Raw genomic sequence first — 8,808 nt, 5'->3', positions numbered from 1 at the left:
CCCCCGCGCCCATGGACTTGGCCCTGCCGGCTGCCGGGCTGAAGGACATCGAAGAGGTGGTGATCCACCGTGTCATGCAGCGCGTCGACGTGGTGCTGGACCAGCGGCTGCGCGAGGCGATCGCCACCGTGGTCATGGAGCAGACCCGCTCCATGGTGCCCCGGCTGCGCGAAGAAGTGGAGTCGGTGGTGCGCCATGCGGTGTACGAAGCCGTGGCCGAGGAGCTGGCTGGACACCCCGGAGCGTCCTCCGTTTGACCTCCTTCGGGGGTGCGGTGGGTCAGTGACAGGGTATTCCCCTGTGGTTTCTGCCGCATGTCATCGTGTTCCCTAGTGATCTGGCCCATAAATTGCGATATGTTTCCGGCGTTGAGACACAACAATATTTCTCAGCGCTCACCCCTTAATGGAGATTCATATGCAACTGAAGTTGAAACTGACCGTGGTTGCCGCTATCGCGGCTTTTGCCGGCGCGGCCTCTGCACAAGAGCAGGTGGTCAAGATCGGTCACGTGGGACCGGTTTCCGGCCCACAAGCCCACTACGGCAAGGACAACGAAAACGGCGCCCGCATGGCAGTTGAAGAACTGAATGCCCAAGGCGTCACGATTGGCGGCAAGAAGATCAAGTTCGAACTGCAGGCGGAAGACGATGCTGCAGATCCGAAGCAAGGCACCGCCGCCGCACAGAAGCTGTGCGATGCAAAGGTTGCTGGCGTGGTGGGCCATTTGAATTCCGGCACGACCATCCCCGCCTCCAAGGTGTACAACGACTGCGGCATTCCCCACGTCACCGGCGCCGCCACCAACCCCAACCTGACCAAGCCAGGCTACAAGACGACGTTCCGCATCATCGCCAACGACAACGCCCTGGGCGCTGGCCTGGCGTTCTACGCGGCCGACACGCTGAAGCTCAAGACCGTGGCCATCGTCGATGACCGCACGGCCTACGGCCAAGGCGTTGCCGACGTGTTCAAGAAGACGGCAGCGGCCAAGGGCATGAAGGTGGTGGACGAGCAGTTCACGACCGACAAGGCCACCGACTTCATGGCCATCCTGACGGCCATCAAGTCCAAGAACCCCGATGCGGTGTTCTACGGCGGCATGGACCCCCAAGCCGGCCCCATGCTGCGCCAGATGGAACAGCTGGGCATGGGCAACGTGAAGTACTTCGGTGGCGACGGCATCTGTACCGCTGAAGTGGCCAAGCTGGCCGCCGGCGCCAAGACGCTGAACAACGTGGTCTGCGCCGAAGGCGGCGCTTCGCTGGCCAAGATGCCTGGCGGCACCGCATGGCGCGCCAAGTACGACGCCAAGTACCCCAACCAGTTCCAGGTGTACAGCCCCTACACCTACGACGCCACCATGCTGCTGGTCGATGCCATGAAGCGTGCCAACTCGTGGGATCCGAAGGTCTACATCCCTGAACTGCAAAAGTCCAACTACAAGGGCGTGACGGCCAACATCGCCTTCGAGCCCAATGGCGAACTGAAGAACCCCGCCATCACCCTGTATGTGTACAAGGACGGCAAGAAGACGCCTCTGAACTGAGCGCGCAGCGGCACCGCCGGTTGAAAGACCGGTGGTCCACGCCAAGCAAAAGGCCTCCGGTTCGGAGGCCTTTTTTCATGGTGCGGCTGAAACGGGCCGCGCTCGATTCCGGTGTGGCCGGGGGATGGGCTCTTCAGCGCCGGACCTGCAGAGCGCCTGGGTTCACGATGTTGGTGGGCGTGCCCCGGATGTAGTTGACGACGTTGTCGAACGCGGCCCCGAAGTACAGCTCGTAGCTGTCCTGTTCCACGTAGCCGATGTGCGGCGTGCAGATGCAGTTCTCCAGCCGCAGCAGGGCATGGCCCTGCAGGATGGGCTCGCTCTCGAACACGTCCACGGCGGCCATGCCGGGGCGGCCGCGGTTCAGGGCGGCGATCAGGGCATCGGCCTCGATCAGTTCGGCGCGCGAGGTGTTCACCAGCAGCGCGGTGGGCTTCATGCACGACAGGTCTTCCAGCCGGATGATTCCGCGCGTCTCGTCGTTCAGGCGCAGGTGCAGCGAGATGACGTCGCACTGGGCAAAGAACTCCTCGCGCGTGGTCGCCACCTGCAGCCCGTCGCTCAGGGCCTGGGCGCGCGAGGCCTCGCGGCCCCACACCCGCACGTTCATGCCGAAGGCCCGGCCGTAGCCGGCGACGATCTGCCCGATGCGCCCATAGCCCCACAGGCCCAGCGTCTTGCCCCGCAGCACGGTGCCAACGCCGAAGTTGGGCGGCATCGATGCCGCGCGCAGGCCCGACTGCTGCCAGGCGCCATGCTTGAGGTTGGAGATGTACTGGGGCAGGCGGCGCATCGCGGCCATGATGAGCGCCCAGGTCAGTTCGGCCGGCGCCACCGGCGATCCCACGCCTTCGGCGACCGCGATGCCGCGCTCGGTGCAGGCCGCCACGTCCACGTGCGGGCCGATCTTGCCGGTCTGCGCGATGAGTTTGAGGCGCGGCAGCTTTTCGACCAGCTGGCGCGAGATGTGGGTGCGTTCGCGCACCAGCACGATGATGTCCGCGTCCTTCAGGCGCACCGAAAGCTGGCCCAGCCCCTTGACGGTGTTGGTGTACACCTTGGCGTTGTAGGGGTCCAGGCGTGCGGCGCAATGCAGCTTGCGCACTGCGTCCTGGTAGTCGTCGAGAATGACAATGTTCATGTTGTCCGTAAAACCCGCAAGCTGCGGGGCAGGGCCTGTGGGGGGCCCTGCCGCAGAAATCGAAAGAATCGTGCCGCGCGGCCTGCCGGGCCCGGGCGGTGCCGGCGGGGCAGGGCGCTTGGCCCAGCCGCACATTGTCGTTGATGCGCGCGGCCGCGTCGCCGCGCAAGCCCGCTCAAAGGGCCGGTGCGGGACACGCGGTTACAAAAGTCTCCGTCCTGGCACCATTGCCGCACCTCGGCGGGCCATGGGCAGACCGGGTCGCCCACGCGACCGGCCGTAGGGGGCATCCCCGATGCCGGGCCCGGGGCAGGTCACTAGGCTGCAAGCGAAAGGAACCGAATCGCCCATGCCTGCCCACCACGCCTTCTGGCCCCGCCGCCTGCCGCACGCGCTCACGCCGCCCGCCACTTCCCTCTGGGACAACCTGGCGATCAGCGCCCGCCGCTACCCGGACAAGCCGGCACTGGTGTTCTTCGGGCGCACGCTGACCTACCGCGCGCTCGCCGACGGTGCCGAGCGGATGGCAGCGCACCTGCATGCCCTGGGCGTGCGGCAGGGCGACCGCGTGTTGCTGTGCATGCAGAACTGTCCGCAACTGGTGCTGGCGCACTTCGCCATCCTGCGGGCCAACGCGGTCGTCGTGCCGGTCAATCCGATGAACCGGGCGCAGGAACTCACCCACTACATCACCGACCCCGACGCACGCGTGGCCATCACCACGGCCGACCTGGCCCCCGAGCTGGTGCAGGCCAGCGATGCGCTGGCGCCTGGCGCGGGCCTGGCCCACCTGGTGGTGGCGCAGTTCACCGATGCGTTCTCGCCCGAGGAGGCCGGCGCCGACGCGATTCCGCCGGCGTGGCGCGACTGGCTCTGCACTCGCCACCCGCTGCCGGTCCTGGCCGGCGGCCAGGTGCATGCCTGGACGGATGCGCTGGCCTGCACGGCGCCCGCCCCGGATCTCACGGTCGGGCCCGAAGACCTGGCCGTGCTGCCCTACACCAGCGGCACCACCGGCCTGCCCAAGGGCTGCATGCACCCGCACCGCAGCCTCATGCACAACGCGGTGGCCAGCAGCCTGTGGGGCACCGCCACGCCCGAGAGCGTGACGCTGGCCGTCGTGCCCATGTTCCACATCACCGGCATGGTCAGCGTGATGCACTCCTGCATCTACGTGGGGGCCACCCTGGTGCTCATGCCGCGCTGGGACCGGGACCTGGCCGGGCGGCTCATCTCCCGCTACCGCGTGAGCAACTGGACCAACATTCCCACGATGGTGATCGACCTCATGGGCAGCCCGAACTTCGGCCAGTACGACCTGTCCAGCCTGGTGTACATCGGCGGCGGCGGCGCGGCCATGCCGCAGGCGGTGGCGCAGCGGCTGTTCGAGCAGTACGGCCTGCGCTACACCGAGGGCTACGGCCTCACCGAGACCGCCGCGCCGTCGCACACCAACCCCCCGGACCACCCCAAGCAGCAGTGCCTGGGCATTCCGTTCATCAGCACCGATGCCCGCATCATCGACCCCGACACGCGGAAGGAGCTGCCCGCCGGCGAGCAGGGCGAGATCGTGATCCACGGCCCGGGTGTTTTCAGCGGCTACTGGAAGCTGCCCGGGCCCACGGCCTCGGCCTTCATCGACCTGGACGGCAAGCGGTTCTTCCGCTCGGGCGATCTGGGGCGGGTGGACGACGAGGGGTATTTCTTCCTGACCGACCGGCTCAAGCGGATGATCAACGCCAGCGGCTTCAAGGTCTGGCCGGCCGAGGTGGAGGCGCTCATGTTCCGCCACCCGGCGATCCAGGAGGCCTGCATCATCGCCGCGCGCGACAGCTACCGCGGCGAAACGGTCAAGGCCGTGGTGGTGCTGCGCCAGGAGCACCGCGGGCAGGTGACCGGCGAAGACATCATCGCCTGGTGCCGCGACCACATGGCCGTGTACAAGGTGCCCCGCGTGGTGCAACTGGTGGACGCGCTGCCCAAGAGCGGCAGCGGCAAGGTGATGTGGCGGGCCTTGCAGGAGGCCGAGCTGGCCAGCCCTGCCGCCGCCTGACGGGCAGCGCCGCGCCTATTGCGCCGCGTGCGCGGCAATGAGCTCCGCCAGGTCCCGCTCCAGCAGGGCGGGATCGCCCAGCTGCAGCTCGATCACGCGGCGCAGGTGGGTCACGCTGTCCAGGTCCATCGTGCGGCACTGCAGGCCGGCATGCGGGCCTTCGATGTGCACGATGTCGCCGGTCATGGCGATGTGGTCGTTGTCGGCCGACAAGGCAATCACCAACTGGCACGGCGCGCCGGCTGGCAGTCGGGTGGCCGCGGGCTCCGCACCCAGGGCGAGCAGCGCGCCTTGCAGCGACAGGTCCAGCACCTGCACGTCGAACGTGCCCAGGCCGGTGGTGAGCAGCGCGGGTGCATCGAAAGCCACACGGACGTAGTGGCGGCGTTCATGGGGCATGGCGGATTCCTGGAATGGCGAAGGCCCCGCCATGCTACTGCACGGTGGTGATGCCGCCAGCGGATGGCTGGCACTTTTGCGCCAGGTTCCAGGGGCGGGCCGGGTTAAGCTTGGCCGCCTATGGCGCACATCACCTTCTCCCCTCCGTACCTGCCACCGGACCAAGTGGCAAGCCATCTGCGCAGCGCCGGCTATGCCGTGCTGCGGCCTGCCGACACCGCGGCGTGGATCGGTTGCCCGCTGGGCGAGCTCCAGGCGCTGCACGCCGACTGGAGCGGCCTGCCGCCCGATGAGTTCCTGAAGGACGGCGGGCGGTACCGCCGCCGCCGCCACGCGAGCTTCGTCGCCGATGGCGACAGCGTGCAGGCGGTGCCCCACCGCGCGCACTGGCAGCCGGTGGAATACAACGCGCTGCACGGCGGCATGCAGCGGATGTTCGCGCCGATGCTGGACACCACCGTGGCGCGCCCGGCGTGGCGGCAATTGATCACCGCGCTGGCCCGCGTGTCGCAGCAGGCCCTGGCCACGCAGCCCGAGCGCTGGTTCGTCGAGGCGCACCAGTTCCGCATCGACACCACCGACGGCATCGGCCGGCCCACGCCCGAGGGCGCGCACCGCGACGGCGTGGACCTGGTGGCGGTTTTCCTCGTCGGCCGCGAGCGGGTCAAGGGCGGCGAGACGCGTATATTCGAAGCGTCCGGGCCCAGCGGGCAGCGCTTCACGCTCAGCGAGCCCTGGTCGCTGATGCTGCTGGACGATGCGCGCATGATCCACGAGACCACGCCCATCCAGCCGCTGGCCGACGGTGGTTTCCGCGACACGCTGGTCGTGACCTGCCGGCGCGGAGGCTTCCAGGACGCGCCGGCCTGAAGGCCATGACTTGATGCGGATCAACGGCCGGCCAACCGGTCGCCGCGACACTGGGGCCTGACGCGGGCACGGATCGCGCAGGCGATCCCCCTGGCCCAGGCCCTGCCTGATCCATCAACCGAAGGAGAAGTAACCATGTTCAAGCACATCCTGATTCCCGTGGACGGCTCGCCGACCTCCATGACCGCCGTATCCAAGGCCGCCGGCCTGGCCAAGGCGTTCGGTGCGGCCGTGACCGCCGTGTACGTGGTGGACCCGTACCCGTTCACGGGCGTGGGCGCGGACTTTGCCTATGGCCAGTCGCAGTACCTGAGCGCTGCGACGGCCGAGGCCAACGTGGCGCTGGACGGCGTCAAGAAGGCCATGCAGGAAGCCGGCGTGCCGGTGACGGCGGTGGTGGGCGAGGGCCATGCGGTGCACGACGGCATCCTGCGCGCGCTGGAGACCAGCCAGGCCGACCTGATCGTGATGGGCTCGCATGGCCGCCGTGGCCTGGAAAAACTGGTGCTGGGCAGCGTGACGCAGCGCGTGCTGGGCGCGGTGCACGTGCCCGTGCTGGTGGTGCGCGACTGATCGCCAGTCGATGCCATGGGGGCCGGCGTTGGCCCGGCCCTCAAAGCAAAACGGCTCCCTCGGGAGCCGTTTTGCATGGGGCGCGTTGCCTGCAGGCAGCAGGGGGCACAAGGCCCGTGCCGCACCTATTCGATCTTCGCGCCGGAGGCTTCCACGATGCCCTTCCACTTCGCGTAGTCGGTCTTGAGCAGCGTGGAGAACTGCGCGGCCGACAGCGACTCGGGCTCGGCGCCCTGGGCCTGGATGGCGGCCTGCATCTCGGGCGAGGCCAGCAGCTTGTTGACCTCGGCGTTCACCGTGGTCACCACGTTGGCGGGCGTGCCGGCCGGCGCGAAGATGCCGTACCACGAACTCACGTCGAAGCCCTTGTAGCCCGACTCGGCCACGGTGGGCACGTCGGGCAGCGACGAGCTGCGCTTGGCCGAGGTGACGGCCAGCGGGCGCAGCTTGCCCGACTTGATCTGGCCCATCGCCGAGGGCACGGAGGACACCAGCAGGTCCACGTTGCCCGCCAGCGCGTCCATCAGCGCGGGGTTGGAGCCCTTGTATGGAATGTGGCTCAGCTTGATGCCTGCGGCCTTCTCGAACAGGTCGCCGGCCAGGTGGATGGTGGTGCCGTTGCCGGGCGAGCCGTAGGTGATCTTGCCGGGTTCGGCGCGGGCGGCGGCCACCACGTCGGCCAGGGTCTTGAAGCGGGAGTTGGCGCCGGTGGCGATGATCACCGGCGTGTAGGCCACGTGGGCCACGGCGATCAGGTCCTTGGTCGGGTCCCAGGGCAGGTTCTTGTAGAGCCAGGGCGCGACGACCAGGTTGTCCTTCTGGCCCATCACCAGGTCGTAGCCGGTGGGGGCGGCCTTCACGGCCTCGGTGATGCCGATGGTGCCGCCGGCGCCCGCGCGGTTGTCGGGCACCACGGTCCACTTGGTCACCTCGGTCAGCTTGGTGGCCACCAGGCGCGAGAGGATGTCGGTGCCGCCGCCGGGCGGGAAGGGCACGATCAGGCGCACCGGCTTGGTGGGGTACGTGGCGGCGGGCGGGGCCGTCTGCGCCTGGGCGGTGGCGCCCAGCGCCAGGGCGAGCGCGGTGAAGGAAAGCAGGCTGCGGATCATCGGTCGTGTCTCCATTTTTTGCGGGGGAAGTTCAAGCCAGTCGATGCAAGGCAAAAATGGCCTTCAGCGCAATATTATCTAGGGCATATTGCTATTGAAAGCATAGCGTTTGCACGGGGGTGGCCCTCAGGCGTCGCGCACGTCGGCCACGGGCGTTTCGCCGAAGTCGGCACGCTCCAGCCAGGCCAACACGCGCGCCGCCGCATCGGCGGGCGAGGTCAGCTGGCCGCCCGCCTTGAGGTTGGCGAAGTTCTGCACGTCAGGGAAGTCGGCGGCGCTCGCATCGCGCAAGTGGGCCTGCATGTCGGTGTCGATCACGCCGGGCGCGAGCGAGCACACCTTGGCGCCGTTCGGCTTGGCGGCTTCGTCCAGCGCCAGGCAGCGGGTGAAGTGGTCCATGCCCGCCTTGGCGGCGCAATAGGCGGCCTGCGAGGCCATCGCGCGGCGCCCCAGGCCCGAGGAGATGTTCAGCACCTTGCGCGGCACCGGCCAGTTCTCGGTGGCGCCCAGGAAGGCGCCGCTCAGCTGCATCGGGGCCTCCAGCCCGACGCGCAGCGCGTGCGCCAGGTCGGCCGGGTCGCTGCCCGAGAGCGGTGCGATGCGCGGCACCACGCCGGCGTTGTTGATGAGGGTGGCGCTGGCGTACTCGCCGGCCGGCACGTTGGCCAGCCAGGTGCGCAGGCGGGCCGCGGCGTGCAGGCCTTGGGACAGGTCCTGCTCCCACTGCTCGAGCGTGGCGCCGGCCTGCGCGGCTTCGGCCGCCAGTTCGGGATGGGCGTTGCGGGACAGGGTGAGCAGCGCGTGGCCAGGCTGCAGCAGCTGGCGGGCCATCGCCAGGCCCATGCCGCGCGAGGCGCCGGTCAAGATCGTGAGGTGTTTTGGCATCCGGCGATGGTACTGCGTGGACTGCGGGCGTGGCCGGCGGGGGCTTCGAGGGCGCGCCGGTTTCCGCGGCTCAGCATGCTATTAAAAATATAGCGATATGCCCTGGTGTTGATTGTGCTGGTGGCCCGAAACACTAAAAGGGCGTGGGGCACGAAAACGCCATGGGTGCCCGGTGCGCGGATGCGTGAACGCCACCTGGCGCGCATGCAGCAGCAGGCGCGCGCGCGGGC

8 protein-coding genes and 1 pseudogene are annotated in these 8,808 nt (G+C 68.5%); 5 read left to right on the top strand and 4 right to left on the bottom strand.

The annotated features are described in order from the left end of the window. Positions 1-257, top strand: a pseudogene (locus tag AC27IQ_RS15005) (hypothetical protein); the annotation flags it as partial. A gap of 160 nt (positions 258-417) precedes the next feature. Beyond that, positions 418-1,548 carry a branched-chain amino acid ABC transporter substrate-binding protein gene (locus AC27IQ_RS15000; protein ID WP_272563750.1) on the top strand — a complete coding sequence of 377 codons (1,131 nt, stop codon included), beginning with the start codon at positions 418-420 and terminating at the stop codon, positions 1,546-1,548. Between the two features lie 133 nt (positions 1,549-1,681). Here AC27IQ_RS15000 and AC27IQ_RS14995 read toward each other — a convergent pair whose 3' ends face one another. Beyond that, on the bottom strand, positions 1,682-2,689 hold the full coding sequence (locus AC27IQ_RS14995; protein ID WP_284412378.1) for a D-2-hydroxyacid dehydrogenase family protein: 1,008 nt from the start codon (positions 2,687-2,689) through the stop codon (positions 1,682-1,684). Between the two features lie 349 nt (positions 2,690-3,038). On the opposite strand from AC27IQ_RS14995, the gene AC27IQ_RS14990 reads away from it, so the two are divergent. Beyond that, positions 3,039-4,742 (top strand): long-chain fatty acid--CoA ligase, encoded by a 1,704-nt coding sequence (locus AC27IQ_RS14990; RefSeq protein WP_487089933.1) that lies wholly within the window; start codon positions 3,039-3,041, stop codon positions 4,740-4,742. A gap of 15 nt (positions 4,743-4,757) precedes the next feature. Here AC27IQ_RS14990 and AC27IQ_RS14985 read toward each other — a convergent pair whose 3' ends face one another. Then, complete coding sequence (locus AC27IQ_RS14985; protein WP_487089932.1) at positions 4,758-5,141, bottom strand: PilZ domain-containing protein; 384 nt, start codon at positions 5,139-5,141, stop codon at positions 4,758-4,760. A gap of 120 nt (positions 5,142-5,261) precedes the next feature. Here AC27IQ_RS14985 and AC27IQ_RS14980 point away from each other — a divergent pair, with 120 nt between their 5' ends. Continuing rightward, entirely contained in the window at positions 5,262-6,011 is a 750-nt protein-coding gene (locus AC27IQ_RS14980) for a 2OG-Fe dioxygenase family protein (RefSeq protein WP_487089931.1), read from the top strand. Positions 6,012-6,146: 135 nt separating this feature from the next. Next, positions 6,147-6,584, top strand: a complete 438-nt coding sequence (locus AC27IQ_RS14975) for a universal stress protein (RefSeq protein WP_272552433.1) — start codon at positions 6,147-6,149, stop codon at positions 6,582-6,584. Between the two features lie 125 nt (positions 6,585-6,709). On the opposite strand, the gene AC27IQ_RS14970 is transcribed toward AC27IQ_RS14975, so the two are convergent. Both AC27IQ_RS14970 and AC27IQ_RS14965 read right to left on the bottom strand, forming a co-directional pair. Continuing rightward, positions 6,710-7,693 carry a Bug family tripartite tricarboxylate transporter substrate binding protein gene (locus tag AC27IQ_RS14970; RefSeq protein WP_284412382.1) on the bottom strand — a complete coding sequence of 328 codons (984 nt, stop codon included), beginning with the start codon at positions 7,691-7,693 and terminating at the stop codon, positions 6,710-6,712. A 126-nt stretch (positions 7,694-7,819) separates the two neighbouring features. Next, the gene (locus tag AC27IQ_RS14965) at positions 7,820-8,578 is read right to left on the bottom strand and encodes an SDR family NAD(P)-dependent oxidoreductase (RefSeq protein WP_284412384.1); all 759 of its coding nucleotides are present in this window, start codon (positions 8,576-8,578) and stop codon (positions 7,820-7,822) included. Positions 8,579-8,808: the final 230 nt, after the last annotated feature.

This window comes from Acidovorax sp. KPB24-07, assembly GCF_057543315.1.
Note: the sequence above shows the minus strand (reverse complement) of the source record. Positions and strands in the feature narration are given on the sequence as shown.